This window comes from Nocardioides glacieisoli, from assembly GCF_004137245.1.
Taxonomy (GTDB): domain Bacteria; phylum Actinomycetota; class Actinomycetes; order Propionibacteriales; family Nocardioidaceae; genus Nocardioides; species Nocardioides glacieisoli.
Genome location: NZ_SDWS01000002.1, coordinates 453692 through 480690 on the forward strand (window position 1 = coordinate 453692; position 26999 = coordinate 480690).

The window sequence follows — 26999 nt, forward strand, 5'->3', positions numbered from 1 at the left end:
GTTCATCATCGGGCCACCAGGTAGGCGAAGACGCTCTCCAGCGACTCGTCGCTGGGGGAGAGCTCGAAGAGGGTCACGTCGTGCTGCTTGGCCAGGCCGGGGAGGTCGACCGCGAACCTGCCCAGGTCGTCGACCTGGACGTCGAGGTGGTCGCCGCGCAGGCTGACGGCCCGCACCGAGTCCTGCGCCATCAGGACGGCGCCGAGGGCGCGGTTGTCGCTGGACTGCACGGCGTACTGCACCGGCCGGTCGGTCATCAGCCGGCGGATCGCGCCGAAGTCGCCGGAGGCGGCGTGCCGCCCGGAGACCACGACCTCGATGTGGCGGGCGAGCCGCTCGACCTCCTCGAGGATGTGGGAGCTGAAGAGCACCGTGCGGCCGTCGTCGCCGAGGCGGCGCAGCAGGTCCATCAGGTGCATCCGCTGGCGCGGGTCGACGCCGTTGAACGGCTCGTCGAGCAGCAGCACGGACGGCTGGTGGACGAGCGCAGCGGCGATCTTCACGCGCTGCCGCATGCCCTTGGAGTAGGTGTCGAGGCGGCGCGCGGCCGGCTCGACCATGTCGACCTCCGCGAGGATCCGCTCGGTCGCCTCGGCCGCGTCGGGCAGCCGGTGCAGGTCGGCGTTGGCGCGGACGAACTGGCGTCCGGTGAGGTAGCCGAAGCTGAGCTCGCGCTCGGGCACCAGGCCGATCTGGTGGTAGATCTCGGTGTTGCGCCACACCGGCTTGCCGTCGAGCGTCACGTGCCCGGCGGACGGGGCGAGGAAGCCCGCCATCATCGCCATCAGCGTTGTCTTGCCGGCACCGTTGGGGCCGAGCAGGCCGGTGACGCCGGGGCCGATGTTGAGCGAGACGTCGTTGACCGCGACGACGTTGCCGAACCAGCGCGAGGCGGAGTCGAGGACCAGGTTGCTCATCGCGAGCCCACCTTCCGGAAGCGGGCGACCAGGCCCAGGAGGCAGCCGGCCACGAGCAGCAGTGCCACCAGGGCGTACGCCAGCGGCCAGGCGCCGTCGACGGGCACGAACGTCTCGACGCCTGCGTCCCACGCGTCGGCGAGACCGTTGTAGAGCGACCACGGCGAGAACAGCCCGACCGCGGTGGCCACCGCATCGGCGTCCTCCTCGGCGGAGATCGCCTGCACCGCGGTGATCACCCCCGTCAGGACGATCAGCGCCATCACGGAGCCGACGACTGCGAAGCCGCGACGCAGCGAGACGGACGAGATCAGCCCGGCGATGCCGGCGATCAGCATCGCGAGGAGGACCTGGAGGACGACCGCCTTGAGGAGCGCGCTCGTCTGGTCGCTCTTGTCCAGGCCGGAGAGCAGCGCCCCGAGGTAGAGCAGCAGCGTCGGGACCGACATGAAGAGCCACACCGCGACGGTGAGCGACAGCCACCGCACGAGCGCGAAGACGGGCGCCGCGAGCGGGCGGGCGAAGTAGAGCACGATCGAGCGGTGCCGCAGGTCGCGGGAGAACAGCACCGGCGCCTGCGCGGCTGCGAAGAGGCTCACCAGCAGCTGGGTCTGGTTGGTGTAGTCGGCGTAGGAGACCGGCAGCGAGCTGCCGCCGGTGAGCACCACGACCCCGACCACGATGAGGGCCGGCATGACCGACATGCCGAGCAGCAGGAAGGGCATCACCTTGGACTTGCCCGAGCGACCCAGCCCGTAGGCGTGGCGCAGGCCGGTGACGAAGAGGGTGCGGGCGATGGTCGCCGTGCCGTCGCGTACCCCGTCGTAGTGGCGGTAGCCCAGGTCGTGGATCACGCCGGGGCGACTGCCGGGCTGTGAGTGCTCAGACATGGGCCCCTCCGTCCAGGAAGACGTCCTCGAGGTGCCGGCGGTCGGGCTGGAGCCGCATGAGGCCCAGGCCGAGCTCGGCGGCGACGTCACGGATGAGGTCGTGGGCGACGCCCTCGGCGGCCAGCTCGGGCGGGGGCGGGTCGATGGCCACCATCGGGCCGCGCGGGCGGCAGGTCAGCCCGCGCAGGGCGAGGGCCTCGCCGAGCCGGTCGCGCTCGGTCTCGGTCCCGACGACCTCGACGAGCAGGCTGCCGGTCCGCTGGAGGAAGTCGCCGGTGGCGCTCGAGCGCAGCAGGTGGCCGCCGTCGAGCACGATCACGTGGTCGCTGACCTGCTCGAGCTCGCCGAGCAGGTGGGAGGTGACGAGGACGGCGATGCCGAACTCGCTGCCGATGCGCTCCACGAGCCGGAGCATGTCGTTGCGCGCCGCCGGGTCGAGGCCGTTGGTCGGCTCGTCGAGGAAGACCAGCTGCGGGTCGTGGGCGAGCGCCTGGGCGAGCTTGGCGCGCTGCTTCATGCCGGTGGAGTAGCCGCCCATCGGCCGGTAGCGCTCCTCGTCGAGCCCGACGTGGCGGAGCACGTCGGCGGACCGCTCGCGAGCGGCGGACGCGCCGAGGCCGGACATCCGGGCCATGTGGACGGTGAAGTCGCTGGCGCTGACGTCGGGCGGCAGGCAGTCGTGCTCGGGCATGTAGCCGACGAGCCTGCGGATCTCCTGCCCCCCGTGCTCGATGTCGTGCCCGAGGACGCTGGCGTGCCCACCGGTCGGCTCGAGCAGGCCGAGGAGGATCTTGATCAGCGTCGACTTGCCGGCGCCGTTGGCGCCCACGAGTCCGGTCACGCCGGCTCCGACCTCGACCGTCAGGTCGGTCAGCGCGTGGACCGCGCCGTAGTGCTTGGTGAGGCCCGCGGTCGTGATGACCGGCCCTGGCCCGTGCTGTTCCCCCGTCACGTTCCTCACGCTAGCGGCCTCCTACGACCCGGGGCATCAGGGATGCCCCCGATCCGGTGTGCAGGTCCTGTGAAGGTTCAGCCGGGTTTCGGGACGTCATACGGACGGAGCAAGCGGTTGCCCCTTCCGTATGACGTCCGGTGATGGCCCTAGGCTTGTGCTCACAATCCCCGGTTGGTCTGCCGGCCAGATGGCAGTCCCGCCCGAGGCGGGCCCTAGGCTTGTCTCCACAATCCCCGGTTGGTCTGCCGGCAGGGCCCGCCTGACTTTGAATCAGGACTAGCGACGATGGTTCGACTCCATCCCGGGGAGCTGGTCATCGGCTGGCACCGCGACGCGCCACCCAGCACGATGGCGCCATGAGCACCGAGGCGACGTACGACGACCTGATGGCGCGGACACGCGCCCTGATCGGCGCGTCCGGGGACCGCGTGCCGGTGGTCGGGATCAGCGGGCACGGCGGGGCGGGCAAGTCGACGATGGCACTCCGGCTCGCCGACGACCTCGGCATCGTCGACGACCAGGTCGTGGCGACGGACGCGTTCTACGCCGAGACGCGCGGGCCGGAGGCGGGACTGTGGGAGCAGTACGACTGGGCGCTGCTCGAGCAGGTGGTCCGGTCGGCCCGCGAGGGGCACGACCGGCTGCGCTACGAGTACCGCTGGTGGTCGGGGGAGACCGGCGTCGAGGACCACCCGATGCCGGCGGCGCTCGTCGTCGAGGGCATCCGGCTGTTCAGCGACCGCACGCGTGACTGGTTCGACCTGATGGTGTGGGTCGACATGGACCCGGACGAGGCCGGGAGCCGGGCCGTCGCGCGCAACCTCCTGCAGGGCGACGACGCCGCCGAGATCGCGCTCTGGGGCACCAAGTGGATCCCCGAGGGCCATGACTACGAGCGGCTGGAGCGCCCGCAGGAGCGGGTCGACCTGGTGATCAGCGCTCCGCGATGACGGTCGAGGCGCCGACCCGGGCGAGGAACGCCCGGTAGTCCGCGGCCGTGCGGGCCGGCAGCTCCAGCATCGGCATGTGCCCGGCCTCGGGATAGGTGACGGTGCGTGCGCCGGCGATGCCGTCGGCCCACGTGCGGGCCGTGCTGGGGTGCACGAGCCGGTCCTGCTCGCCCCACATCACCAGCGTCGGCACGTCGATCTCGCCGAGCCGGTCGTCGAGGGTCGCGACGTCGAAGACGTCGGTGAAGATCTCCTCGTAGTCGCCACGTCGCGCGACGTAGTCGGCCGCGATGGCGTCGCGCACGAGACGGGGCGCGAACGGCGGCCTGGCCATCGTCATCGCGTAGAACGCCGGGAAGTCGGCCACGTCGTCGAGGAAGAACGGGTTGCGCCCGGACCGGATCTGCACCTCGGCCTCGCTCGGCTCGGGGGACGCGACGCCGATGGCATCGCTGAGCAGCAGGGAGCGGACGCGCTCGGGGTGGTCCAGCGCGAGGGTCGCGGCGACGAAGCCGCCCATCGAGTTGCCCGCGACGTGGGCGTCGTCGATCCCGAGGCGCTCCATCACGGCGGCCACGCGGGCGGCCTGCGCAGGCGCCGAGAAGCCGGTGCCACGGGCGAAGCCGGACGCGCCGTGACCGGCGAGCTCGGGGATGACGACGCGGTGGTCGCGCACGAGGTGCCGGGCGAAGCGCATCCACACGACGCGGTCGGCGGTGAAGCCGTGCAGCAGCACCACCGGGGGCGCGTCCGCCGGACCACCCTCGAGGACGGCCAGCGTGGTGTCGCCGGCGTCGACGCGGCTCTCGCGCAGGCCGTAGGCCCTCGCCTCGGCCCGCGTCGCCCCGGCGAGGACACGCGCGCCCAGCGCCGTACGCCGGTTCACTTGCCGCCCCGCGACCGGACCACGCCGGTGATGAGCCGCTGGTAGCCCGTCGGCGCGACGCGGACCATCGCGTCGAAGACCCGGGCGTCCGGCCCGACCAGCACGCGCCTCTTGTTCTTCTGCACCGCACCGACGATGACCTCGGCGGCCTTGGCGGGGGTGGTGATGAAGGACTTCTCGAACTCCCGGTTGGCGACCTCCGCGGGCTTGCCGGTGGCCGTGGCGACGCTCGGGTCCAACCGCGCCGAACGGGCGATGTTGGTCTTGATGCCGCCGGGGTGCACGCACGTGGCGCTGACGCACGACCGCGTGAGCTCGAGGTCCTGGCGCAGCGACTCGGTGAAGCCGCGGACGGCGTACTTGCTGGCGTTGTAGCCGCTCATCAACGGCTGCGCGGTGAGCCCGAAGACGCTGGAGATGTTGACGACGTGCCCCTCGCCCGACGCCTCGAGGTGGGGGAGGAAGGCCTTGGTGCCGTGCACGACGCCCCAGAAGTTGATGCCCATGATCCAGCGGTAGTCGTCGGTCGAGTGCGAGGCGACCGTGCCGGACATCGCCACACCGGCGTTGTTGAACACCAGGTTGGCGCGGCCGTGGTCGGCCACGACGGCGTCGGCCCAGGCCAGCACCGCGGCCTCGTCCGCGACGTCGACGGCGGCCGTGGTGACGGCGCGGGCGCGACCCTCGAGGAGGCGCTCCGTCTCGGCCAGTCCGGCGGTGTCGACGTCGGAGAGCGCGAGCCGGCAGCCGCGGTCGGCGAGGTGCAGGGCCAGCGCGCGGCCGATGCCGGAGCCGGCGCCGGTGACGGCGGCAACCTTGTCGTCGAGGTGCTTCATGCGGAGATCCTCTCGGGGACGGGTGAGGTGGTGGGGAGTGGCTCGAGCACGTGGTGCTCGGGCCGGAAGCGCCGGGCGAGCCGGCGGAAGGAGAAGGAGAAGCCGGGGAACATCGCGACGACGCGTCCCGAGCGGGACCGGTACCAGGACGTGCACCCGCCGTAGTGCCAGACGGTCCTCTCCATCTCGCGGTGGACCCAGTCGGTGTACGTCGCCTCGGCGTCGGCGCGCACCTCGATGCTGGCCGCGTCCGTGTCGAACACGGCTCCGATCGCCCGCATCAGGTACTCCATCTGCGCCTCGATCACGAAGATCGCGCTGGTGTGGCCGATGCCGGTGTTGGGGCCCGTGACGACGAAGAAGTTGGGGAACCCGGGGACGGTCGTGCCGAGGTAGGCGCGGGGGAACTCGTCCCAGACGTCCGCCAGTGCGACGCCGTCGCGTCCGCGGACGTCGTACGCGATGACGCCGTCCGTGGCGTCGTAGCCGGTGGAGAAGACGACGACGTCGAGGTCGAGGTGCTCCCCGCTGGCGGTGACGATGCCGGTCGCGTCGAAGTGGTCGATGCCGTCGTGACGGTCGTGGAGCGTCGTGTTTGGCGATCCCAGGGCGGGATAGAGCGTGTCGGACAGGATGATCCGCTTGCAGCCGATCGTGTAGTCGGGGGTGAGCTTCGCGCGCAGGTCGGGGTCGGGCACCTGTGTCGTGAGGTGGTCGAGGGCCTTGCGCTGGGCGATCCGCTTGAGCAGCCAGCGGTTGTGCTTGAAGCCGATGACCCGGGTCTCGAGCTTCCAGTAGATCGCGGTGCGCAGGGCCCGCTGCAGGGGCCGCAGGCGCAGTGCGCGCCGCTGGAGCCGGGTGAAGACCCGGTCGGGGCGGGGGAGCACCCAGTGGGGGCTGCGCTGGAAGACGTGCAGCTCGCCCACCTCGGGCTGGATCGCGGGGATCACCTGCGCGGCGCTGGCGCCCGAGCCGATGACGGCGACGCGCTTGCCGGCCAGGTCGACGTCGTGGTCCCAGGCGTTGGTGTGGAAGGCGTGGCCGGCGTAGTCGTCGAGGCCGGCGAAGGGCGGGACGACGGGGGTGCTGAGCGGGCCGGAGGCGTTGACCAGGAAGCGGCCACGGTGCGTCCCGCCGTCGCCGGTCCGCACGGTCCAGGCCTCGCCGTCCCACTCCGCGCCCGTGACCTCGGCGCCGAGCACGGTGCGCTCGCGGAGCCGGTGACGGTCGATGACGTGCTCGGTGTAGTCGCGGAGCTCGGCCTGCTCGGCGTACATCCGGGTCCAGGGGTAGGGCTCGGAGGCGATCGAGTAGAGCGGCGACGGGACGTCGACGGCGGCGCCGGGATAGGAGTTCTGGCACCAGGTGCCGCCCATGAAGTCGCGGCGCTCGAGGATGCGGAAGTCGGTGATGCCGCGGCGCAGCAGGTTGATCGCCGTCACCTGGCCGCCGAAGCCGCTGCCGATGATGAGCACGGTCGTGGTCTCCATCGTTCCTCCGATCTGGAATCTGTTGTCATCACATTAGAGTGAGGACAGTCGATTCCGCATCGGTGCGTGACGCAGGTCACCCCGACCGGGGCGACTCCAGCACGGCCGTCGTTGCTCCGGCCAGGAACCGGGCCAGCGTCTCCGCGACCTCGTCGCGGGCGGGGGAGAAGTCGGCGTTGGCCCAGGTCATCACGGTGTAGCTGACCGCCCCCACGGCCGTGGTGGCCATCAGCTCGCGGGTGACCTCGGGGACGTCCGCGGCCTCGGCCCGCCCGGCGACGACCGCGACCATCAGGTGGCCGAACGACTGCATCCGGGCGAGGTACGCCGTCTCCACGCGGGCACTGACGCCGAGCACCTCGAACCACACCACCCGGGCCAGGCGCGGGTCCGACTCCACGACGGAGAGGAAGGCGTCGAGGCCGCGGCGGGCCAGGTCCTGCACGGCGTCGCCCGGGTCACCGAGGGCGGCCACGGCAGCCTCCTCGAGGCGGGCGGTGCACTCGTCGTACACCGCGAGCAGGAGGTCCTCGGTGGAGTCGAACTGCTCGTAGAAGTAGCGGTCGCTGACCTTCGCCTCGCGGCAGAGCTGGCGCACGGTCGTCGCGCGGTAGCCGGTGGTCCCGAAGAGCTCCAGCCCCGCGTCGAGCAGCTGCCGGCGCCGACGGGCGAGGCGGTCGGTCGCCGACTCCCCGCCGTAGCTGCGCCCGCTCACGCCGCCATTCGACCACAGGGGCGCGCAGGTTTGGTCGGGCGCCGGCAGTGACACACTGCGACCCATGGAGAACCTCACCGTGATCGTCCTCGCTGCCGGCGGCGGCACCCGCATGAAGTCGAAGACGATGAAGGTGCTCCACCCGATCGCAGGCCGCTCCATGATCGGCCACGTGCTGCGGGCCGTCCAGGCCGTCGAGCCCACCGCCGTGGTCGCGGTGGTCGGCCACCAGCGCGAGCAGGTCGGGCCGCACATCACCGAGCTGCTGCCGACGGCGGTGCTGGCGGTGCAGGAGAAGCAGGAGGGCACCGGCCACGCCGTCCGCATCGCGATGGAGGCGGTGGGCACCACCACCGGCACCGTGATCGTCGCGGCCGGCGACACCCCGCTGCTGGAGGGCGAGTCGCTGCTGGCGTTCGCGACCGAGCACGAGGCGGCGCAGCGAGCGGTGAGCATCCTGAGCGGCCGGGTGCCGAACCCGTTCGGCTACGGCCGGATCATCCGCAACGCCGAGGGCGACGTCGAGGCGATCGTGGAGGAGAAGGAGGCGACGCCCGAGCAGCAGGCGATCGACGAGATCAACTCCGGGATCCTCGCCTTCGACGCCGAGTTCCTCGTGTCCGCGCTGCCGCGGATCACCAACGACAACGCCAAGGGCGAGTACTACCTCACCGACGCCGTCCACCTCGCGCGCGAGGACGGGCTCACCGTCGGCGCGCACCTCATCGACGACGTCGCGCAGACCGAGGGCGCCAACGACCGCGCCCAGCTCGCCGAGCTCGGCAGGGAGCTCAACCGCCGCATCGTGACGCGATGGATGAAGGACGGCGTCACCGTCATGGACCCCGCCACGACGTGGATCGAGGCCGACGTGGTGATCGAGCCCGATGCGACCATCCTCCCCGGCACCCAGCTCCTCGGCGCGACCGTCGTGCGCGAGGACGCTGTCGTCGGCCCCGACACCACGCTGAAGGACTGCGAGATCGGCGCCGGTGCGCGGGTCGTACGCACCCACGGCGAGCTCGCCGTCATCGGCGACCGCGCCACCGTCGGGCCGTTCGCCTACCTCCGCCCCGGCACGCAGCTCGGCGCAGCCGGCAAGATCGGCACGTTCGTGGAGACCAAGAACGCCCAGATCGGCGACGGGGCCAAGGTCCCGCACCTGTCCTACGTCGGTGACGCGGAGATCGGCGAGGGCACCAACATCGGCGCCGGGACGATCTTCGCCAACTACGACGGCGTGGCCAAGCACCGCACGACCATCGGGCGCCACGCCAAGACGGGGTCCCACAACACCTTCGTCGCGCCGGTCACGATCGGGGACGGCGCGGGCACCGCGGGCGGCACCGTCGTACGCCGCAACGTGCCGCCGGGCGCACTCGCCGTCAGCAGTGCCCCTCAGCGCAACCTCGAGGGCTGGACCGAGTCGAAGCGGGCCGGCACGACGCAGGCGGACGCCGCGCGTCGGGCGCGTGAACAGCAGGAGACGACCGAGGGGTGACCCCGGGCTCGCGGATGGCCGCCGCGTGGGCGAGAATCCTGTCCAGCACCTCCGAACGAGCCGTCCACCCCCAGGCACCAGCACGAGGAGTCGCGTCGCCGTGACCGGAATGAAGAAGACCACCGAGAAGAACATGATGGTCTTCAGCGGACGGGCCTATCCCGAGCTCGCGGAGGAGGTGGCCGAGCTCCTCGAGTGCGGCCTCGTGCCGACGAACGCGCGGGCCTTCGCCAACGGCGAGCTCTACGTCCGCTACGAGGAGTCCGTGCGAGGGTGCGACGCCTTCGTGATCCAGAGCCACACGGCTCCGATCAACGAGTGGATCATGGAGCACCTGATCATGGTCGACGCCCTCAAGCGGGCCTCGGCCAAGCGGATCACCGTGGTCATGCCGTTCTACGGCTATGCCCGCCAGGACAAGAAGCACCGCGGCCGCGAGCCGATCTCGGCACGGCTGATGGCCGACCTCTTCAAGACCGCCGGCGCCGACCGGCTGATCACCGTCGACCTCCACGCCGACCAGATCCAGGGCTTCTTCGACGGCCCGGTCGACCACCTGATGGCGCTGCCGATCCTCACCGACTACGTCAAGGCCAAGTACGGCGACCAGCAGCTCGCCGTGGTCTCCCCGGACGCCGGCCGGATCAAGGTCGCCGAGCGCTGGTCGGCCCGCCTCGGCGGCGCGCCGCTGGCGTTCATCCACAAGACCCGCCGCATCGACGTGGCCAACGAGGTCGTCGCCAACCGCGTGGTGGGTGAGGTCGCCGGCAAGATCTGCATCCTCACCGACGACATGATCGACACCGGCGGCACGATCGTGAAGGCCGCAGAGGCCTGCATGGCCGAGGGCGCCGCCGGCGTGATCATCGCCGCGACCCACCCGATCCTCTCCGACCCCGCGATCGACCGCCTGAAGAACTCCACCGCGATGGAGGTCGTGGTCACCAACACGCTCCCGATCCCGGCGGAGAAGCAGTTCGACAAGCTGACGACCCTCTCGATCGCCCCGCTGCTCAGCCGGGCGATCCGGGAGGTCTTCGAGGACGGCAGCGTCACCTCCATGTTCGACGGTCATGCCTAGGTAGACGGCGAGGGACGAGCCGGCTGCCTTCCGAGGCAGGAGATCGAGTAGCCCCACCGCTGAGCCTGCGAAGCGGTGACGGGCGTATCGAGATCCGCGTGTGGATGTTGGTCTCGATACGCCCGCTCGCTGGCGCTCGCGGGCTACTCGACCACCTAGGGGTGCGTCACAGCGTCCGGTCGAGGTCGTCGAGCGCGTCGTTCCACGCCCGCGCCAGCACCGTCGGCACGTCGCCGCCCTCGAGCGCGGCCGCGACGACGGTGCGGAGCTCACGGCGTACGTCCTCGGTGAGTGGCAGCCGCGGGAAGGCGTCGCCGATGCTGTCGGCCATCGCCTGGCCCGAGCGCTTGGCCAGGTCGAGGCCGTCGGTGACGTAGCGCGCGAGGTAGGGGTGGACCAGCTCGGCCTGCTCCCAGCCCCAGAACCCGTCGCCGACGGCGTCGAACTCGTGACTGCTGAGGTTGCCGCTCATCAGCCGCGCCCAGGCCTCGGCCTTGGCAGCCTCGGTCGGCACCAGCGCCCGCGCCGTCAGCGCGGCGTGGTGGCCGGAGACCGACTTGTCGCGCTCGGCCTCGGGGTCGATGTGCGAGTCGTCGCCGAGCTCGGCGAGGCGCTGGACGGCGGCCCAGCGCACGCTCGGGTCGACGTCGTCCTGGCCGAGCCAGGCGACCAGTCGCTGCCGGTCCGCGGTGAGCCGGGCGAAGACCCGCGACGCACCGGGGGCGAGCGCCGGGTTGCCACCGTCGGTCGCCTCGCGGGCGATGTCGGCGATCACCGCGAGGTGGCCGGAGGCCTCCTCGGGTGAGGCGTAGCGACGGGTGATGGTCTGGAGGTTGCGCATCACGCCCTCGAAGACCAGCGGGTGCGTCTCCGGTCGGAGGTGCTGGTCGGCGAGCGCGATGAGCTCGTCGACGCCGATCACCCGCGACTCGGTGAGGTCGACGGCGGTCCACCACAGCACCGCCCGGGTGAGCTGCGGCTCGACCGAGGACAGGCCGGCGGTGATCGCGCTCCACGACTGCTCGTCGGGGCGGATCACCGCGAAGGTCTCGTCGCCGGAGTTGGGCACCACGATCCGCCCGGCGAACTCCTCGAGCCGCACCGGCTCGTCGCCGAGCTGCACGTCGCGCGAGCCCACGAGCTGCATCGAGTCGTCGTACGCCGACACGGTGAGGCGGTGCGGCCGCGAGCCCTCGCGGGTGAGGACCGGCACGTCGCCGTCGCGCGTGACCACGAGGGTGTCGAAGCCCGTCGAGCGCAGCCACGCCTCCGCCCACGCCCGCACGTCGTGCTCGCTCTCGGAGTCGAGCGAGTCGAGGAAGTCGGCGAGGTCGGCGTTGCCGAACGCGTGGGTCGTGAGGTGCTTGTTGACCCCGGCGAGGAAGTCCTCCTCCCCGAGCCAGTGGCCGAGCTGCGCGAGCGCCGCGTTGCCCTTGGCGTAGGTGATCATGTCGAAGTTGGCGAACGCGGTGTCGACGTCGACGATCTTGTCGGTGTCCTCGGCGATCGGGTGCGTCGAGCGACGACGGTCGGCGCGGTAGCCCGTCGTCTTGCGGGTGATGGCGGCCGAGGTCCAGACGTCGGTGTATCCCGCGGCGACGCCGGAGACCTCGTAGCCCATGAAGTCGGCGAACGACTCGTTGAGCCACGAGTCCTCCCACCACTTCATGGTCACCAGGTCGCCGAACCACATGTGCGCCATCTCGTGGGCGATCGTCGAGGCGACCCACTCGCGCTCGAGCTCGGTCGGCGTGCCCTGCTTGAGCGCCTCGTCGCGGTAGACCACGCAACCGGGGAACTCCATCGCGCCCCAGTTGAGCCCGGGCGCGAAGACCTGCTGGAAGTCGGCGTAGGGGTACTCCGGCTCGAAGATCGAGGTGTAGTGCTGGAAGCACGTGCTGGTGATCCGCTTGAGCTCGTCGGCGTCGCGGCGCAGCTCGCGCTCCTGCGACGCGCGGGCGTGCCAGCCGAAGGGCAGGGTGCCGCCGGGTGCCGGCGCGTAGGGCTCGTCCCACGTCACCGAGACCCAGGGGCCGCCGACGAGGGTGAAGAGGTACGACGAGAAGGGTGGGGTGGTCGTGAACCGCCAGGTGTCACCGCGCTCCCCGGACGAGCGGTCCTCCAGCGCGCCGTTGGCCAGCACGGTCCAGTGCGACGGCGCCGTCACCGAGAGCGCGAAGGTCGACTTGATGTCGGGCTGGTCGAAGCAGGGGATGACCTTCTGGGTGATGTCCATCGACGTGTGCGCGCAGACGTAGCGCTCGCCGTCGGCGGGGTCGATCGTCTCGGTCATCCCGTCGCCGTCGTGGACGTAGGGCATCCGGGCGGTGATGCGGACCTCGTTGATCTCGGCCAGGTCGGTCAGCGCGATCCGCCCGTCGGCGTACGGCGCGGGCTCGCCGTTCATGGTCACGTCGCGCCCGCCGTTGAGCTCGAGGAACGACGAGGCGCCCGGCTGCGTGCAGCGGAACGAGATCGTCGCCTCGACCCCGAAGTCCTCGGTCGAGGTGAGGTCGAGGTGGACCACGGTGTGGACGTCGGTCAGCAGGACGGCGCGCTCGCGCGCCTCGGGGAGCATCAGGGGCACCCGGTCACCCTAGGGGGGCGGTCATGGTGTGGTCACCGGGGATTCGACCCAGCCTCCCGGCCGGGTCTAGAGTTCACGGGTTGCCTCGGCGAGGGAGCCCGCACGAACCACTGGGACTCCGTGATCGACTGGGCCGGTCAGTTCCACTGCGCCGCGCTCACGATCCGGAGCGCGGCGTTCGTCGTCTCCGGCCCGAGGCCCCCGACCCCTACACGTACGGAGAAGCACATGTCTGCCCCCGAGAAGATCGCCGCCGAGGCCCGCACCGAGTTCGGCAAGGGCGCCGCCCGCCGGATCCGTCGCGACAACAAGATCCCCGCCGTCATCTACGGCCACGGCAACGACCCGATCCACGTGATCCTGCCCGGCCACCAGACGATGATGGCCCTCAAGCACGGTGGCGCCAACGCGCTCCTCTCGCTCGAGGTCGACGGCTCCGAGCAGCTCGCGCTGACCAAGGACGTCCAGGTCGACCCGATCCGCCGCGTCATCGAGCACCTCGACTTCGTCGCCGTCCGCCGCGGCGAGAAGGTCACCGTCGACGTCCCGATCCACGTCACCGGCGACGCCGCCCCCGAGACGCTGGTCGTCAACGAGAACACGGTCGTCTCCGTCGAGGCCGAGGCCACCCACATCCCCGAGTTCTTCGAGGTCTCGGTCGAGGGCGCCACCGCCGGCACCCAGATCCTCGCCAAGGACCTCGACCTCCCGTCGGGCACCACGCTGCTCGCCGACGAGGACCTGCTCATCGTCAACGTGACCGAGCAGATGTCCGCCGAGGCCCTCGAGGCCGAGCTGGAGGAGGCCGAGGCCGACCTCGGCATCGAGCACGACCCGTCCGACGAGGAGATCCCCGAGGCGCAGGACGAGGCCAAGGCCGAGGACGCTGCGCAGGAGTCCGGCGACGCGTCGGGCGACTCCGACTCCGAGTGATCCCCGCACGCTGACCGGGCGATTCCTCGCCCTCAGACGCACCGACCGGGCGATTCCTCGCGCTGCACCGCGAGGAATCGCCCGGTCAGCGCATTTCTGCGCGACGAACCGCCCGCTCGGCGATGAAAGGATGAGGACATGAGTGACGCGCCCTTCGACGTCTGGCTGGTCGTCGGCCTCGGCAACCCGGGCCCGGGCTATGCCGGTCACCGCCACAACATCGGCTACCTGGTCACCGACGAGCTCGCGTCGAGGATGGGATCGCCCTTCAGGTCGCACAAGACCGGTCGCGCCGACGTCGTCGAGGGCCGACTGTCGATCGGCGGTCCCCGCGTCGTGCTGGCCCGCGGTCGCGGCTACATGAACGAGGCCGGCGGCCCGGTGAAGGCGCTCGCCACCTTCTACAAGGTCGCGCCCGACCGCATCGTCGCCATCCACGACGAGCTCGACATCGCGTTCGGCACGCTCCGGATCAAGTTCGGCGGCGGCGACAACGGCCACAACGGCCTCAAGTCGATGCGGTCCTCGCTCGGCACTGGTGACTTCTACCGGGTGCGCGCCGGCATCGGCCGGCCGCCGGGACGCCAGGACGTCGCCGACTTCGTGCTGTCGAACTACTCCACCGTCGAGCGCAAGGAGCTGCCGTTCCAGGTCGGCGACGCCGCCGACGCGGTCGAGTCGCTCGTCACCGACGGGCTCGAGAAGACCCAGCAGCGCTTCAACTCCTGAGCATCCCCGGTTTGGGGCATGAGGGGCCTCGTCCCACCGCCCTAGCGTCGTCGTGTCCGCGGGAGGTGTGCGATGCAGCCGACGGCGTCCGTACGCCGCTACGTGCGACGCGCGTGCCGCGTCGTGGTCCTCGTCGCGTTGTCCGTGGTGCTCTCGGCGGTCGCGGTCAACGCCAGCCTGCTGGGCCGGGTCGACCGGATCCACGGTGCCTTCGACGGGCTGGGCCACCGTCCGGCCAGCGCCCCGGGCGAGACGATCCTGATGCTCGGCACGCGTCCTGACGACGCCGGTGACGTCGCCTGGCTGACGGGGGTGCAGTCGGTCGAGGCCGTGATGCTGGTGGAGATCGACCCGGACGGCTCTGCCGTGCGCGTCCTGACGTTGCCGGTCCTCGCCGAGGTCGCCGCCTCGTTCGCCTCCGGCTCGGCGAGCGAGACCGTGGCCGCGGTCGAGTCGTGGTCCGGTCGGAGGGTCGACCACCTGCTCGCGCTCGACTGGCGGACCTTCGCGAACCTCGCGGCCGACAACCAGCTGTCCATCTCGTACCGGAGCGGTTCCCCACCGCCGGTCCAGCACGACTACCTCCAGCACGTCCTCGAGGGGACGCTCGAGACGGAGCTGCGCAGGCGGCCCGTCGACCTCTACCGGACGCTGCACACCACTGCCTCCGGTTCTGCCATCGACCGGGAGTGGTCGGTCCTCGAGCTGGACCACCTCTTCATCACCCTCCGAGGTCTTCGCTCGAACCAGATCGAGTTCTCCATGGCACGGCCCCGCTGATGGTCACCAATATTGGCGAAAGGGTCCGTGCCATGGGGCCTCCCGGGTCCTGGCTCCACAAGATCTGAGGTGCCGGCCGACCGACCGGCTCCTGACTGGGGGGACTTCGAGATGGCCGTCCGCACTGCCACGCCTTGCTCGGTCGGCACACGGCGATCCGCATGACGGTGCTCCTCGTCGCCAACGACGGCGGCCACATCACCCAGCTGCACACCCTGCGGCCGCGCCTGGCGGTCAGGGATGTGGTGTGGGTGACTCCGAGGACTCCGCAGACGGAGTCGCTCCTTGCGCACGAGGTCGTGCACTGGACCGAGCCGTGCCCTCCCCGCGACGTGGGAGCAGTCATGCGCAACGCAGCCCACTGCCGAGTCCTCTTCGACCAGCACGACGTCTCGTTGGTCATCAGCACCGGAGCCGCCCTGGCACTGGCCGTGCTGCCGCAGGCCAGGATGCGCAACATCAGGACCGTCTACATCGAGTCGGCGACCAGGTTCGACGCTCCGTCCCTGTCCGGGCGCGTGCTGGCCCTGATGCCCGGAGTACGCACGTTCAGCCAGTCCGCCGCCCTGGACAACCGGCGCTGGCGGTACCTCGCCTCGCCCTGGGACCTGTACGAGTCGTTCGAGCGGTCCCCGCGCCCGATCAGGAAGATGGTGGTCAGTGTCGGCACCCAGGAGGGGTACGGCTTCCGCCGCCTCCTCGCCAGGCTCGCTCCGCTGGTGCCACCGGACACCGAGGTGCTCTGGCAGACCGGGTCCACCGATGTCGACGGGCTCGGCATCGACGGGCGCGCAACGGTGCGGTCGGCGGAGATGGCCTCCGCCATCGCCGAGGCGGACGTCGTGGTGGCCCACGCCGGGACCGGCATCGCGCTGATGGCCCTGGAGAGCGGCAAGTTCCCGATCCTCGTGCCCCGGCGAGCGATGCACGGCGAGCACGTCGACGACCACCAGCTGACCATCGCTCTGGACCTGGGCCTGCGAGACCTGTGTGTGCCCCGGGACGCCGACAGCCTCAAGACCGCGGACCTCCAGCACGCTGCGGCGCACGGCGTGTCCAAGATGCCCCAACCAACAGTGCTGGACCTCGTGCCCAGGCCGCGTGCGCCACGCGACAGGGTCGGGGCGTAGAGATCTCGCTGATGACCCGCAGCTCCGCGCCGACAGGTTCGTACGCCGTCCCGGCGCCGCGGGTCGCGGCGCGCGCCGTGTCCAGGACGTTGGTCGACGTCTGCACCGGGGTGGTGCGCCCGCTGGCCCTCGATCCCGCCGCCACCCAGACGCTGGTGGAAGCCGCCCGGTTCCACCGCGTCGCGCCCCTCGCCCTGTCGGTCCTCGGCCGCTCCGCCCACCCCGGCCTCGCGGCGCTGGAGGCAGATCGCCTGTGCGCCATGGCCACGCACCTGCAGGCATGCGGGGTCATCGAGCAGCTGGCGCACGAGCTGGCCGACATCGAGTGGGCCATCATCAAGGGACCCGTCTTCTCCGAGGTCGCCCATCCCGTGGCCGGGCTGCGCAGCTACAACGACGTCGACGTGCTGGTGGCGCCGGACTCGCTGCGCGAGGTGTGCCGCCGGCTCCACCTGGCCGGCTGGCTGCTCGTCGACTTCGAGGACATGCTGGCCGCGGAGGACCCCCCCGGCGAGATGCACTGGGTGAGTCCTCCGGGTGCGCTCGTGGACCTGCACTGGTCGATCACCAACATGCCGTCACGTCGGCGGCTCTTCGAGGTCCCGACGGCCGCGCTGCTCGAACGACGCGTTCCCGTTACCCTCGGCCCGACGACGGTGTGGACCCTCGACCCCTGTGACACGTTCGTGCACGCGTGCCTGCACGCCGCCCAGTCAGGAGCCAACAAGCTCGTCTACCTGGTCGACGTGGACGGCCTCAGTCGCCTCGTCAGCGACTGGGACGAGGTCGTGGCGCGAGCCCGGCAGTGGGGGGCGACGAGCCAGGTCTGCCTCGTGACGCGCCGTGCGCGGCGGGTGCTTCGCACGGATCTCCCTGTCGACCTCGACACACGGCTGGGGATTCCGTGGCCCGTCCGCGCACTCCTGGCGCTCACCGACCGGGTGGCTCCGGTGCCTGGCGCCCGGCGGAACGCCGGTGTGGCGAGGCTGGTGGCGCGCGCCGTCCGGACGACCACGACGGGGACCGTGCGCGTGCTGAGCCGGAGTGCCGCCAGGGCCGCCCTGGAACGGGTGCGGCGAGTACCTCCGGGCATCGCGCTCCGGCGACGCTCGGACGAGGCGTCGCTCGAGCACTTCCTCAGCGCGGTCGAGGCGGAGCACCAGCGGGTCGGGATCGCCTCGACGGGGACGACCGAGGGGACCCCCGGGGATCACCAGCGGCGTGGACGTCCGGTGGCGGTGCGGACGCGTCGACGGAGCGACCTCGCCCTGCGGCGCCATCCCGAGTAGGTGCGCAGGTCGAGCGGCGCGGTCTGCAGGAGCAGGGCACTCCGCTCGAGCTGCGCCGTCCACTGCTCGACCGTGGTGACGCCGTTGGCCGCGGCGGAGAGGGGCATCCGGTCGAGCAGGGCGCGGTCGTCGTGGATGAGGGTGTGCGCGGACCGGGGGTCGTCCATGTGCTCCTCGCGCACGAACGGGAAGTAGTAGCCGTTGACCCTTCCCGCGCGGGCCAGCCGGACGCAGTAGCTGCTGAACGACTCCTGCGGACCCAGCAGCCCGTGGGCGGTGACGACCGCACGTGGCATGACGTACCCGCTGCCCTGCACCCAGTGGTTGCGCATCAGCGAGTGCCCCCCGTTGAACTCCTGGATCTTCGCGGCCGCGACGTCCGGCCGGAACTCCTCGTCCGGGTGGCGCCAGCTCCCGACCACACCGAATCCGGGGTTGTCGTCGTGGGCGGCGACGAAGAGGTCCAACCAGCCGGGCGACACGAGGCAGTCGTCGTCGACCTTGGCGACGAAGCGCGCGTCGGAGCCGTCCCAGAGCCAGTTCGTCGGCGGGCGCAGGCGGACGTTGTCGCGACTGTGGTGGAACTGCGCGATCCGCTCGTCCGCGCGGTAGGGGCGGATCGCCTCGAGCGTCGCCTCGTCGTCGCCGTTGTGCCACAACCAGACCCGGTCGTCCGGACCGAGGGTCTCCAGCACGCGGGGCAGCGACAGGTGCACGTACCCCGCGCTGCGGTGGGTGACCATGACGACGTCGACGCGATTGCCCATCCACCCGTCCTCGCTACATCGATCCCGGCCGTCGCACCGATGGGGCACCTGTCCGGCCGAGCACACCTTCTCCCGACGGGGTCCTGGCCCCGGGCACGTGCTCGGGCACATACCCGCAATCGGTGATGAGTGCGGGGCGCCGGCCCCTCTACGTTGGCCGGAGGACCTTCGCGTCCGAGCGACGCTGGGCAGGGGGGCAGATGGAGGCGCAGGCGGCGAACGCGGGCGAGCTGCTGCTGTCCCGAGGAGCTCCGGACGACATCGTCATCGTCGACGCAGGCGGTCGTCACACGTACGCCGACCTGCGGCGCGCAGTGGCCCACCAGACGCAACAGCTCCAGGCCTGGCACCTCGAGCCCGGGGACCGGGTCGCGCTGCTGGGCGCCAACTCGCTCTTCTGGGTCGCGAGCTACCTCGCCATCCTGCGTTCCGGGCTCACCGCGGTGCCGCTCCCCCCCGTGCTGACTGCTGCGGACGTCGCCGACAAGATGGCGCACGTCGGGTGCGTGACGCTGCTCGTCGACGAGCGGCTGACGCGGCGCTACGGGACGGTCGTGGAGGCCGCGAGCCGGGTCGGGACCAGTGCAGGTGTGCGCGACCTGCTGTCCGGCACAGCCGACTGCCCGCTGCCTGCCGCACGTCGCGCCGCAGACACGGCCGTGCTGGTCTTCACCTCGGGTACGACGAGCCGACCCCGTGCCGTCATGGTCAGCCACGCCAACGTGGTGGCCAACACGGCGTCGATCGTCGACTACCTCGGACTGCGTCGGGACGACCGGATGCTCGTCGTGCTGCCGTTCTCCTACTGCTTCGGGGCGTCCCTCCTCCACACCCACCTCGCCACCGGGGCGAGCCTGGTCATCTGTGAGACCCAGGCGTTCCCGGAGACGATCGTCGAGGCCATCGCCGAGGAGGAGTGCACCGGCTTCGCGGGGGTGCCGTCGTCCTACCAGCTGCTCCTGCGGGCCAGCTCGTTCGAGTCACGACCCCTGCCGTCGCTGCGACACCTCCAGCAGGCGGGCGGGCGGCTGCCCGTGGCCCATGTCCAGCGCGTCGTGGAGGCGCAGCCGCACGCGCGGCTGTTCGTCATGTACGGCCAGACCGAGGCGACTGCCCGGCTCGCCTTCCTGCCACCCGAGCAGCTGGCAGCGAAGGTCGGTTCCGTCGGCAAGGCCGTCCCGGGTGTGCGCCTGCGCGTCACCGGCGACGACGGGGTGGAGCTGCCGCCCGGGACGGTCGGCGAGATCCGCGTCCGGGGCGCCAACGTCACCCGGGGCTACTGGCAGGACGTCGAGGGCACTGCCGAGAAGTACGTCGACGGTGAGCTCCGGACGGGCGACTTCGGGCGGATGGACCAGGACGGCTTCCTCTACGTCGTCGACCGTGGCGACGACTTCATCAAGTCCTGGGGCTACCGGGTGTCCAGCCACGAGGTCGAGGACGCTGCGTTGGAGCTCAGCGCCGTCGCCGGGGCAGCTGCGGTGGGCCGACCGGACACCGAGGCGGGGGAGGCGGTCGTGCTCTTCGCCACGCTGCGTCCCGATCACCAGCTTGCGGTGCACGAGATCGAGGCGCACCTGCGCGCCCGGCTGGCCAAGCACCTCGTCCCGCAGGAGGTCCGGCTCCTCGACCAGCTCCCGCTGAACCAGAACGGGAAGGTCGTCAAGACCCGGCTCCGCGAGCTCGCGCGGGACGACGTACGCACCCCGGAGCCGGAGCCGGAGCCGGAGCTCGTCGAGGCCGGAGGACGTCGTGGTCGAACGTCGACCGGGCGATCACGTGAGGAGTGGACATGAAGCTGCGTGACACCGACCTGGTGATGCGGGAGATCGACGGCGAGACGGTGCTGCTCGACCTGGCCACCTCGAGCTACTTCGCGAGCAACCGCACCGGCTCGTTCCTGCTGCAGCTGCTGAGGACCGAGCGAGATCGTGACGGACTGGTTTCAGAGCTCGCGCGTGAGTTCGGCATCAGCCCGACGGAGGCGGCGGCAGACACCGACACCTTCGTGGCGGTGCTCGTCGAGCAGGACCTGGTGGTGTGACGGGTCGCGCGGCGACGTCCTGACTTTTGGGTATGACCGCCGGGGCAGTGCGGACCTAGATTGCTCGTAGGTCATCCGGCCTGACATCGAGAGCACGACGAGCGGGGCAGAGATGACGTCGTACGAGGCACCCAGCCTGACCAGGATCGGCACCGTCACCGAGCTCACGCAAGGTGCTGTGCCTCACCGCAACATGGACCACCTGAGCTGGATACCGGAGACGCGACCGGGCAACCCCGGCGGCGGTGGCGGCGGTGGCGGCGGGTTCGGTTCCTGAGCCTGACGCGTTGTCCGCGCCGCGGCAGGTCTCACGGCTGGTGACACGGCCCCACGGCGGTTACTGGCGACCGACCGACTTCGAGGTGGTCGCGAGCTGGGTCCACGGACGTGTGGCTGCCCCGGTCAGTCAGGATCCCGGGCCACTGGATCCGATGCATGCCCTCGAGGCGGCGATCCTGCCGGCGCTCGTCCGGGCACCCTGCTTCGTGGCCTTCTCCGGCGGCCGCGACTCGTCCGCCGTCCTGGCGGTCGCGACCGACCTCGCGCGCAGGCACGGGCTGCCGGACCCGGTCCCGGTCACCGAGCTGTACCCGGGCATTCCCGAGTCGGACGAGTCGGAGTGGCAGCACCTGGTCGTCGCCCACCTGGGCCTCGACGAGTGGGTGCGGCTCGAGTTCGGCCACGGCAACGACCTCCTCGGGGCCGACGCGCAGGCGTCCCTGCGCCGTCGTGGACTCATCTGGCCCGTGGCGCTGCACGTGAAGACCGCTGTCCTGGCCCGGCTCGGTGGCTCGGGCTCGCTCCTCACGGGCGAGGGTGGTGACGAGGTGCTCGGCCGCCGCCGGGGCTACCGGGTCAGCCGCACCTGGCGTCGGGATCCGCGTTCCCTCAGGCCTCGCGACCTCCGTACTGCAGGCTCCGCGTTGGCGCCGCGGCCCTACCGACGGGTGCGCGAGCGCGTGCGGTTCGACCGGGAGGCGTTGCAGCCGTGGCTCAGGCCGGAGACGCGACTGCGACATCACCGGCTGTTGTCCGCCGACCTCGCGAGCGAGCCGCTCACCACAGCCGGTTCGCTCGAGTGGTTGCTCACCCGCCGAGCGGCGGCCATGGCGACGCACAACTACACCAGGCTGGTGGCGGACTACGGGGTGTCCCTGCACGAGCCCCTGCTCGACGCGACCTTCGTCCGCTCGTTGGCCGCGGCGGCGGGGACGTGGGGGTTCGTGTCGCGCACCGCGGCGATGCGGGAGCTGTTCGGTGCCCTGCTGCCGGACGCAGTCCTCGAGCGACGGACCAAGGCCTACTTCAACCGTGCATTCATGGGTGAGGAGACGCGGGCCTTCGCCCGGTCCTGGGACGGCACCGGTGTGGACCCCGAGCTCGTGGACGTGGGGATCCTCGCGACCGAGTGGCTCGCGGAGGTGCCGTCCGCCATGTCCACGCCGCTGCTGCACGCGGCCTGGCTGAGCTCGACCTCCGCGCACACCGGGTCCGCACTATGAGCGACCTCGCCAGGAGCCGTGGCCGGGATCCCGTCGACCTCGCGCTCACCGCGGCCGCACTCGCCCTGGCCCTGGTCGTCGAGGGTGGACTGCGCGTGCTCCGGCTCCCGCGGCTCTCGCGGCTGCTCGGTGTCCCCCTGGACACCAGCGCGCAGCGGGAGGTCGAACCTGCAGCCCCGGTCGTCGTCCCGCGCTGGGCCCGACGACGGCTCCGGTGTGCGCGCCGGGCCCTGCGGCACTGGCCGTTCGGCGACAGCTGCTTGCGGCTCGCCCTGGTCGGCGGCTGCCTCGTACGTCGTCTCGATCCTGTCCTGCGCATCGGAGTGGCGAAGCACGACGGCCAGGTCAGGGCCCACGCATGGCTCGAGGTCGGCGGGGTGAGCCTCGACGTGGTCTCCGCCGACTTCGCTCCCGTCGAGAGCGTCCGGTCATGAGCGGTCCGAACGACCCGGGAGGCGGCGAGGAGGGCGGCTGGGGGTGCCGGCTGCACGGACTGGACCTCCTGACCCGGGTCGACCTGCACGCTCGTCGGCCCAGGGCCGCGGACGGCGCCGACGTACGCGTCGACCTCGGTGCCACGGTGCCCTCCACGACCCGGACCCCTGCTGGACACCTGACCGCCCAGTGGTCCACGGACTCCGGCCTGACCGCGAGCTTCGTGAGCCGCGCGGACGGCAGTCACCTGCTGCGGTTCGGGTCGACCTGTGACGTCGTGGTCGACAGCCGCGCCGAGCACGTCACCCTGCACATGGTCGACGGGGTCCCCGAAGCCATGGGAGCCGTCATCGTGGGTGGAACCGTCCTCGCCTACCTGCTGATGCTGCGGGGGGAGACGGTGCTGCACGCGAGCGCGGTCGACGTGGGCGGACGAGCGGTGGCCTTCATCGGGTCCTCGGGCATGGGCAAGACCACGCTCGCCACCCTCATGTGCCGGGACAGTGGGCTGCTGATCACTGACGACGTGCTGCGGCTGGGCCGCCGTGCGGACGGTCTCGATGCGTGTGCCCTCGGAGCCACCGAGGTCCGTCTGCGAGCGGCGGCAGCCGGTCTCTCGGGCGAGTTCGCCGAGGGTGTGTCGGATCGCCTCACGGCTGACGACCGGCGTGCGGTGAGCGTGCCGGCAGCCACCGAGGAAGGTGTGCCCCTGGCGGCGATGGTGATTCCCCGGCCGCGTCGCAACAGCCCGGAGCTGACGCTGACGCGTCTGAGGCCCGCGGCGGCTGCGATGAGCATGCTCGGCTTCCCGCGGATCCTGGGTCTCCGTGACGAGCGCATGCTCGCGGCACAGTTCGACCAGATGGTCGACCTCGGCGGACGGGTCCCGGTGTTCGTCGCCGACGTCCCGTGGGGGCCACCGTTCCCGACGGACCTGTCCTCGCGGATGCTCGAGTCGCTCGACGCTCAGCTGGATGATCGGTGGGAGGCCGCGGCGACACCGGTCCGGCCGACCTGACCGGCACCGCCGGCGGTGGCGGCAACGGCCGCCAGCGGCGCTCCGGCGATGTCGGTGTGCGACTGGAGACGGTAAAGGTCGGCGTAGTGCCCACCTGCCTCGATCAGCTCGTCGTGCGTCCCCTCCTCGACCACCGCCCCGGCGTCCAGGACGATGATCCGGTCGGCGCCCCTGACCGTGGCGTACCGGTGCGAGATGAACAGCGCCGTGCGCCCGGCGAGCACGTCGCGCAACGTCGCGAACAGCGCGTGCTCGGCTCGTGGGTCGAGGGAGGCGCTGGGCTCGTCGAGGATGACGAGCGGGGCGTCCCGGAAGAAGGACCGCGCGAGGGCGACGCGCTGCCACTCGCCGCCCGACAGGTCGATCCCGCCCGCGAAGAGCCGGGACAGGAGCGTGTCGAAACCGTGCGGGAGCGCGTCGAGCACACCCTCGGCCCCGGTGGCCCGCGCCGCCGCCCGCACCTGCGCAGGCGTGGCGGGTCGATCGATCCTGCCCACGGCGATGTTGTCCGTGCCGCTCAGGGCGTAGCGGACGAAGTCCTGGAACGTCACGCTCACCTGCTCGCGGAGGCTGGCGGGGTGGAAACGGGAGATATCCGTGTCGTCCCAGGAGATCCGTCCGCCATCGGGCTGGTAGAGCCCGGCGAGCAGCTTCGCCAAGGTCGACTTCCCCGAACCGTTCTCACCCACCAGCGCGACGATCTCGCCCGCGCGCAGCTCGAGGTCCACGCCACGCAGTGCTTCGACCGACGCCCCGGGATAGCTGAAGTGCACGTCGTCGACGCGGATGGTGTCGAACGAGGCGGGTGCGTCCGAACCGTGCGACTGCTCCAGCGCAGGCATGCCCAGCTCGAGGAACGAGTCGAGGTCGTCGAGGAACAATCCGGACTCGAAGATCAGCTGCACGCTGCGCAGCAACGACTGCACCTGCGTCGCCAGCATCCGGATGGCGAGGACCGCCGCGCCGGCGTCCGGCACGTCGATGGCTCCCCTCGAGATGAGCCAGACGAGGAAGAACAGCGTCCCGCCCAGCACGATCGCCGCGCCGAGCTGTCCCACCAGGCTGAGGAGGCCCCGCCGGACCGCATGCCGACGCAGGTCCCCGAGGTAGTGCTCGTAGAGGGCCTCGAACTCGGCGGACAGCCACGTCCCGAGGCCGAAGGCGCGCACCTCCTTCGCCTCGTCGCGTCCGGTCTGCAGCAGCACGAGGTACGCACGCCGGCGGATGGCCGTGGCCTGCGCGACCGAGAAGTCGAACTCGAGGCGGGACTCGCGCCGACTCGTCAGCAGCAGTGGGATGCCGCCCAGCAGGGCGAGGGCCAGGAGGGCGGGGGAGAAGCTCGCCAGGGCGACCGCCAGCCCGAGGCCGGCCACGACGGCGCCGGCCGCCGACAGCACGCCCTGGGTCACCTGGTAGGGACGGGCCACCGCGTTGCCCTGGACGCGGCTGAGGTGGTCGTAGAACTCCGGCGACTCGAAGTGCCGCAGGTCGACCCCAGTGGCGACTCGCAGGACACGGGTCCACATCGTCCGGACGACCATCTCGCCGAGCACGCGCAGCAGCTGCGTCTGCACCGCACCCGTCACGGCACCGAGGGCGGTCAGTCCGGCGAGCACGATCACCGGACCCGCCGTGGCGGCGAGGTCGGCATCGCCCGGTGCGAGCACCGCGGAGAGCAGCCGCTGCACGGCCACCACCTGCAGGCCCAGGGCGACCGCCGACACCACCTGGAGGAGGACGAGGGCCGTCAGTGGGCGGGGGCCGGCACTCCACGCCAGCGACACGCTCGACCGGATGAGGAACGCGAGACGGCCGAGCGACTTGGTCTGTGACCGAGCCGCCACCCGCAGCGCGACAGGGTCCAGCGGTGCGGGCGGCACGTCACGCGCCCCCGCGGCTCACCCGGGGCACGACCCGATCCACTGTCGGCCTACGTCAGGCACGCATGACGGGGTGCGATCGTCAGTAGGCACCGCGGTGCCCCACGACGGCCTGCAGCGTGCGAGCCAGGATCGAGAGGTCCAACCGCAGCGACCAGTTGTCGACGTACCTCAGGTCGAGCCGGACCGACTCGTCCCAGCTGAGGTCGGAGCGTCCGGACACCTGCCACAGCCCGGTCACCCCGGGCTTCACGACGAGGCGTCGCTGCGGGTCGACGTCGTAGCGCGCCACCTCGCAGGGCAGCGCGGGGCGCGGCCCGACCAGCGACATGTCACCGCGCACGACGTTCCACAGCTGGGGAAGCTCATCGAGCGAGTATCGGCGCAGCCACTGCCCCAGCGGGGTGATCCGTGGGTCGAGCTGGATCTTGAACAGGACGCCGTTGCCCTCGTCGTACGCGGTGAGCCGGGATCGCTCGTCCTCGGCCTCCACTCCCATCGAGCGCAGCTTGAACATGGTGAACGGGACGTTGTGGCGTCCGATGCGCTCCTGCCGGAACAGCGCGGGGCCGACACTCTCGCGCCTGATCGCGAGGCACAGGAAGGCCAGGAGCGGAAGGAGCGCCACGAGCACGACGAGGGCGAGCGAGCGCTCGACGACGTCCTTGAGGAGGCGACGCGGCCCGTGCAGCACCGGCGAGGTCACGTGCAGCATGTCGACACCTGCGGCGGAGACCACCCGCGTGCGCTGCGGCTCCACGTCGAGGAGCCCGGTGCCGAGGTAGAGGTCGGTCCCCACGCCGGCGAGGGACCAGTGCAGGCGACGCACCTGCGCATGCGTGAGACGGGCTCCCGGGAGGACGACGAGCGCGTCCGCGCGGTGATGGGCGGCGACCGCCGAGGTGGCCTCGAAGCCGAGGTGCGTCGGCAGGTCGCCGATCGACACCTTGGACGAGCGGGTCAGGCAGGCGGCGACGACCTCGTGGCCGCTGGTCCTGCGCAGCTCGGCCAGTGCCTCGCGGACGTCGCGTGGTCGTCCAGCGAGCACGACGCGCGGTCGGGACCGGCCGACACCCGTCATGGAGATGACCGCGCTGGCGACGCTGAAGACCGTCAGCAGCGTGACGAGGCCGACGGTGTCGACGGTGTCGACGGACACGAGCAGGGAGGACAGCGCGAGCGCGAGCACGACGGCGCGAAGGCCGGTGCCCAGGACTCGCAACGGCTGCGTCAGCCGGCTCTCACCCAGTCCGGGGCGACGGTAGTGGCCGGTGGTCCACAGGAGCACCGGCCAGGTCGCGGCGGCTGCGGCGGCGACGAGGACGCTCAGCTGACCGAGGGCCGCCGCAGCGCCGGCGAGGGCGAGTGCAAGAGCCGCGTCGAGCGCCGTGGCGAGCGTGCTGGTGCCTCGTCGCGGCGACAACACGGGAGGGACGACGGTGACGGCTGGGACGGGCCGGCCCGCCGCCGGTGCGGCCTGTGCCGGTGGGGCCTGGAGCCGTTGACGCGGGCGCGGGACGCGCGGGACCGACGGCACCGTTTGCTGCTCGATCCCACCGACGATGATCTGCGTCATGCGAGTGTGTCCCCTCCCCAGCGTGCCCCACGGGCACCCGGGCTGCCCTCGTGGGTGTGAGCCTAGGAACGGCGTCGGGCAGGGGCATGCCGCAAATCAGCGAAAGCC

The 26999-nt window shown here is 71.4% G+C and carries 25 protein-coding genes and 1 tRNA gene; 15 read left to right on the forward strand and 11 right to left on the reverse strand.

Annotated features, from left to right (window positions below; genetic code table 11):
• Positions 1-5 precede the first annotated feature (5 nt).
• From EUA06_RS06365 to EUA06_RS06375, 3 genes are read right to left on the reverse strand one after another with little or no spacing between them, the layout of a single operon-like run.
• Positions 6-917, reverse strand: coding sequence for an ABC transporter ATP-binding protein (locus EUA06_RS06365; protein WP_129474170.1), 912 nt, complete (start codon positions 915-917; stop codon positions 6-8).
• Positions 914-1807 (reverse strand): ABC transporter permease, encoded by an 894-nt coding sequence (locus tag EUA06_RS06370; protein WP_129474171.1) that lies wholly within the window; start codon positions 1805-1807, stop codon positions 914-916. The genes EUA06_RS06365 and EUA06_RS06370 overlap by 4 nt, the downstream gene beginning before the upstream one ends.
• The gene (locus EUA06_RS06375) at positions 1800-2759 is read right to left on the reverse strand and encodes an ABC transporter ATP-binding protein (RefSeq protein ID WP_129474172.1); all 960 of its coding nucleotides are present in this window, start codon (positions 2757-2759) and stop codon (positions 1800-1802) included. Before EUA06_RS06375 ends, EUA06_RS06370 begins: the two co-directional genes overlap by 8 nt.
• Before the next feature lie 233 nt (positions 2760-2992).
• On the opposite strand from EUA06_RS06375, the gene EUA06_RS06380 reads away from it, so the two are divergent.
• Together EUA06_RS06380 and EUA06_RS06385 are read left to right on the forward strand one after the other, a co-directional pair.
• Positions 2993-3071: transfer RNA gene (locus EUA06_RS06380), tRNA-Gln, on the forward strand.
• A 47-nt stretch (positions 3072-3118) separates the two neighbouring features.
• Positions 3119-3712, forward strand: coding sequence for a uridine kinase family protein (locus EUA06_RS06385; RefSeq protein ID WP_129474173.1), 594 nt, complete (start codon positions 3119-3121; stop codon positions 3710-3712).
• Here EUA06_RS06385 and EUA06_RS06390 read toward each other — a convergent pair.
• The 4 genes from EUA06_RS06390 to EUA06_RS06405 all read right to left on the reverse strand — a co-directional run bounded on the left by EUA06_RS06390 (position 3696) and on the right by EUA06_RS06405 (position 7639).
• On the reverse strand, positions 3696-4598 hold the full coding sequence (locus EUA06_RS06390) for an alpha/beta fold hydrolase (protein ID WP_129474174.1): 903 nt from the start codon (positions 4596-4598) through the stop codon (positions 3696-3698). The two genes, EUA06_RS06385 and EUA06_RS06390, sit on opposite strands and share 17 nt — an antisense overlap.
• Positions 4595-5434 (reverse strand): SDR family NAD(P)-dependent oxidoreductase, encoded by an 840-nt coding sequence (locus EUA06_RS06395; RefSeq protein WP_129474175.1) that lies wholly within the window; start codon positions 5432-5434, stop codon positions 4595-4597. Before EUA06_RS06395 ends, EUA06_RS06390 begins: the two co-directional genes overlap by 4 nt.
• Positions 5431-6924 (reverse strand): flavin-containing monooxygenase, encoded by a 1494-nt coding sequence (locus EUA06_RS06400; RefSeq protein WP_129474176.1) that lies wholly within the window; start codon positions 6922-6924, stop codon positions 5431-5433. Before EUA06_RS06400 ends, EUA06_RS06395 begins: the two co-directional genes overlap by 4 nt.
• Positions 6925-7000: 76 nt before the next feature.
• A complete protein-coding gene (locus EUA06_RS06405) occupies positions 7001-7639 on the reverse strand; it encodes a TetR/AcrR family transcriptional regulator (protein WP_165354281.1) in 639 nt (212 codons plus the stop codon).
• Between the two features lie 64 nt (positions 7640-7703).
• Here EUA06_RS06405 and glmU point away from each other — a divergent pair, with 64 nt between their 5' ends.
• Positions 7704-9140 (forward strand): bifunctional UDP-N-acetylglucosamine diphosphorylase/glucosamine-1-phosphate N-acetyltransferase GlmU, encoded by a 1437-nt coding sequence (glmU, locus tag EUA06_RS06410; protein ID WP_129474178.1) that lies wholly within the window; start codon positions 7704-7706, stop codon positions 9138-9140.
• Positions 9141-9249: 109 nt separating this feature from the next.
• Positions 9250-10221 (forward strand): ribose-phosphate diphosphokinase, encoded by a 972-nt coding sequence (locus EUA06_RS06415; RefSeq protein ID WP_129474409.1) that lies wholly within the window; start codon positions 9250-9252, stop codon positions 10219-10221.
• Positions 10222-10387: 166 nt separating this feature from the next.
• Here EUA06_RS06415 and pepN read toward each other — a convergent pair whose 3' ends face one another.
• Positions 10388-12799 (reverse strand): aminopeptidase N, encoded by a 2412-nt coding sequence (gene pepN, locus EUA06_RS06420; RefSeq protein ID WP_242498024.1) that lies wholly within the window; start codon positions 12797-12799, stop codon positions 10388-10390.
• Positions 12800-13036: 237 nt separating this feature from the next.
• On the opposite strand from pepN, the gene EUA06_RS06425 reads away from it, so the two are divergent.
• The 5 genes from EUA06_RS06425 (at position 13037) to EUA06_RS06445 (ending at position 17669) form a co-directional block, all read left to right on the forward strand.
• Positions 13037-13741 carry a 50S ribosomal protein L25/general stress protein Ctc gene (locus tag EUA06_RS06425; RefSeq protein WP_129474180.1) on the forward strand — a complete coding sequence of 235 codons (705 nt, stop codon included), beginning with the start codon at positions 13037-13039 and terminating at the stop codon, positions 13739-13741.
• Between the two features lie 138 nt (positions 13742-13879).
• Entirely contained in the window at positions 13880-14470 is a 591-nt protein-coding gene (gene pth / locus EUA06_RS06430; protein ID WP_129474181.1) for an aminoacyl-tRNA hydrolase, read from the forward strand.
• Positions 14471-14542: 72 nt separating this feature from the next.
• Positions 14543-15250 (forward strand): hypothetical protein, encoded by a 708-nt coding sequence (locus EUA06_RS06435; protein WP_129474182.1) that lies wholly within the window; start codon positions 14543-14545, stop codon positions 15248-15250.
• A gap of 161 nt (positions 15251-15411) precedes the next feature.
• On the forward strand, positions 15412-16380 hold the full coding sequence (locus tag EUA06_RS06440; protein ID WP_129474183.1) for a glycosyltransferase: 969 nt from the start codon (positions 15412-15414) through the stop codon (positions 16378-16380).
• A gap of 11 nt (positions 16381-16391) precedes the next feature.
• Positions 16392-17669, forward strand: a complete 1278-nt coding sequence (locus EUA06_RS06445; RefSeq protein WP_129474184.1) for a nucleotidyltransferase domain-containing protein — start codon at positions 16392-16394, stop codon at positions 17667-17669.
• On the opposite strand, the gene EUA06_RS06450 is transcribed toward EUA06_RS06445, so the two are convergent.
• Positions 17591-18436, reverse strand: a complete 846-nt coding sequence (locus EUA06_RS06450; RefSeq protein ID WP_129474185.1) for a glycosyltransferase — start codon at positions 18434-18436, stop codon at positions 17591-17593. The genes EUA06_RS06445 and EUA06_RS06450 overlap by 79 nt on opposite strands.
• Positions 18437-18636: 200 nt before the next feature.
• On the opposite strand from EUA06_RS06450, the gene EUA06_RS06455 reads away from it, so the two are divergent.
• From EUA06_RS06455 to EUA06_RS06480, 6 genes are all read left to right on the forward strand, one after another.
• Complete coding sequence (locus EUA06_RS06455; protein WP_129474186.1) at positions 18637-20232, forward strand: class I adenylate-forming enzyme family protein; 1596 nt, start codon at positions 18637-18639, stop codon at positions 20230-20232.
• Positions 20229-20480: a PqqD family protein gene (locus EUA06_RS06460; RefSeq protein WP_129474187.1), complete on the forward strand. Its 252-nt coding sequence runs from the start codon at positions 20229-20231 to the stop codon at positions 20478-20480. The genes EUA06_RS06455 and EUA06_RS06460 overlap by 4 nt, the downstream gene beginning before the upstream one ends.
• Positions 20481-20592: 112 nt before the next feature.
• Positions 20593-20757 carry a lasso RiPP family leader peptide-containing protein gene (locus tag EUA06_RS06465; protein ID WP_129474188.1) on the forward strand — a complete coding sequence of 55 codons (165 nt, stop codon included), beginning with the start codon at positions 20593-20595 and terminating at the stop codon, positions 20755-20757.
• A 154-nt stretch (positions 20758-20911) separates the two neighbouring features.
• A complete protein-coding gene (locus EUA06_RS06470; protein WP_129474189.1) occupies positions 20912-21982 on the forward strand; it encodes an asparagine synthase-related protein in 1071 nt (356 codons plus the stop codon).
• A complete protein-coding gene (locus EUA06_RS06475; protein WP_129474190.1) occupies positions 21979-22416 on the forward strand; it encodes a lasso peptide biosynthesis B2 protein in 438 nt (145 codons plus the stop codon). Before EUA06_RS06470 ends, EUA06_RS06475 begins: the two co-directional genes overlap by 4 nt.
• Positions 22413-23435: a phosphoenolpyruvate carboxykinase (ATP) gene (locus tag EUA06_RS06480; protein ID WP_129474191.1), complete on the forward strand. Its 1023-nt coding sequence runs from the start codon at positions 22413-22415 to the stop codon at positions 23433-23435. Before EUA06_RS06475 ends, EUA06_RS06480 begins: the two co-directional genes overlap by 4 nt.
• Here EUA06_RS06480 and EUA06_RS06485 read toward each other — a convergent pair.
• Together EUA06_RS06485 and EUA06_RS06490 are read right to left on the reverse strand one after the other, a co-directional pair.
• Positions 23384-25315: an ABC transporter ATP-binding protein gene (locus tag EUA06_RS06485; RefSeq protein WP_129474192.1), complete on the reverse strand. Its 1932-nt coding sequence runs from the start codon at positions 25313-25315 to the stop codon at positions 23384-23386. The genes EUA06_RS06480 and EUA06_RS06485 overlap by 52 nt on opposite strands.
• An 82-nt stretch (positions 25316-25397) precedes the next feature.
• Complete coding sequence (locus EUA06_RS06490; RefSeq protein WP_129474193.1) at positions 25398-26891, reverse strand: exopolysaccharide biosynthesis polyprenyl glycosylphosphotransferase; 1494 nt, start codon at positions 26889-26891, stop codon at positions 25398-25400.
• Positions 26892-26999 lie beyond the last annotated feature (108 nt).

Coding starts and splice junctions, on each gene's coding strand:
- EUA06_RS06365 (WP_129474170.1), bottom strand. CDS start 917: ATGAGCAACCTGGTCCTCGACTCCGCCTCGCGCTGGTTCGGCAACGTC.
- EUA06_RS06370 (WP_129474171.1), bottom strand. CDS start 1,807: ATGTCTGAGCACTCACAGCCCGGCAGTCGCCCCGGCGTGATCCACGAC.
- EUA06_RS06385 (WP_129474173.1), top strand. CDS start 3,119: ATGAGCACCGAGGCGACGTACGACGACCTGATGGCGCGGACACGCGCC.
- EUA06_RS06395 (WP_129474175.1), bottom strand. CDS start 5,434: ATGAAGCACCTCGACGACAAGGTTGCCGCCGTCACCGGCGCCGGCTCC.
- EUA06_RS06400 (WP_129474176.1), bottom strand. CDS start 6,924: ATGGAGACCACGACCGTGCTCATCATCGGCAGCGGCTTCGGCGGCCAG.
- glmU (WP_129474178.1), top strand. CDS start 7,704: ATGGAGAACCTCACCGTGATCGTCCTCGCTGCCGGCGGCGGCACCCGC.
- EUA06_RS06415 (WP_129474409.1), top strand. CDS start 9,250: ATGAAGAAGACCACCGAGAAGAACATGATGGTCTTCAGCGGACGGGCC.
- pepN (WP_242498024.1), bottom strand. CDS start 12,799: ATGCTCCCCGAGGCGCGCGAGCGCGCCGTCCTGCTGACCGACGTCCAC.
- EUA06_RS06425 (WP_129474180.1), top strand. CDS start 13,037: ATGTCTGCCCCCGAGAAGATCGCCGCCGAGGCCCGCACCGAGTTCGGC.
- pth (WP_129474181.1), top strand. CDS start 13,880: ATGAGTGACGCGCCCTTCGACGTCTGGCTGGTCGTCGGCCTCGGCAAC.
- EUA06_RS06435 (WP_129474182.1), top strand. CDS start 14,543: ATGCAGCCGACGGCGTCCGTACGCCGCTACGTGCGACGCGCGTGCCGC.
- EUA06_RS06440 (WP_129474183.1), top strand. CDS start 15,412: ATGACGGTGCTCCTCGTCGCCAACGACGGCGGCCACATCACCCAGCTG.
- EUA06_RS06445 (WP_129474184.1), top strand. CDS start 16,392: ATGACCCGCAGCTCCGCGCCGACAGGTTCGTACGCCGTCCCGGCGCCG.
- EUA06_RS06450 (WP_129474185.1), bottom strand. CDS start 18,436: ATGGGCAATCGCGTCGACGTCGTCATGGTCACCCACCGCAGCGCGGGG.
- EUA06_RS06455 (WP_129474186.1), top strand. CDS start 18,637: ATGGAGGCGCAGGCGGCGAACGCGGGCGAGCTGCTGCTGTCCCGAGGA.
- EUA06_RS06460 (WP_129474187.1), top strand. CDS start 20,229: ATGAAGCTGCGTGACACCGACCTGGTGATGCGGGAGATCGACGGCGAG.
- EUA06_RS06465 (WP_129474188.1), top strand. CDS start 20,593: ATGACGTCGTACGAGGCACCCAGCCTGACCAGGATCGGCACCGTCACC.
- EUA06_RS06470 (WP_129474189.1), top strand. CDS start 20,912: ATGCATGCCCTCGAGGCGGCGATCCTGCCGGCGCTCGTCCGGGCACCC.
- EUA06_RS06475 (WP_129474190.1), top strand. CDS start 21,979: ATGAGCGACCTCGCCAGGAGCCGTGGCCGGGATCCCGTCGACCTCGCG.
- EUA06_RS06480 (WP_129474191.1), top strand. CDS start 22,413: ATGAGCGGTCCGAACGACCCGGGAGGCGGCGAGGAGGGCGGCTGGGGG.
- EUA06_RS06490 (WP_129474193.1), bottom strand. CDS start 26,891: ATGACGCAGATCATCGTCGGTGGGATCGAGCAGCAAACGGTGCCGTCG.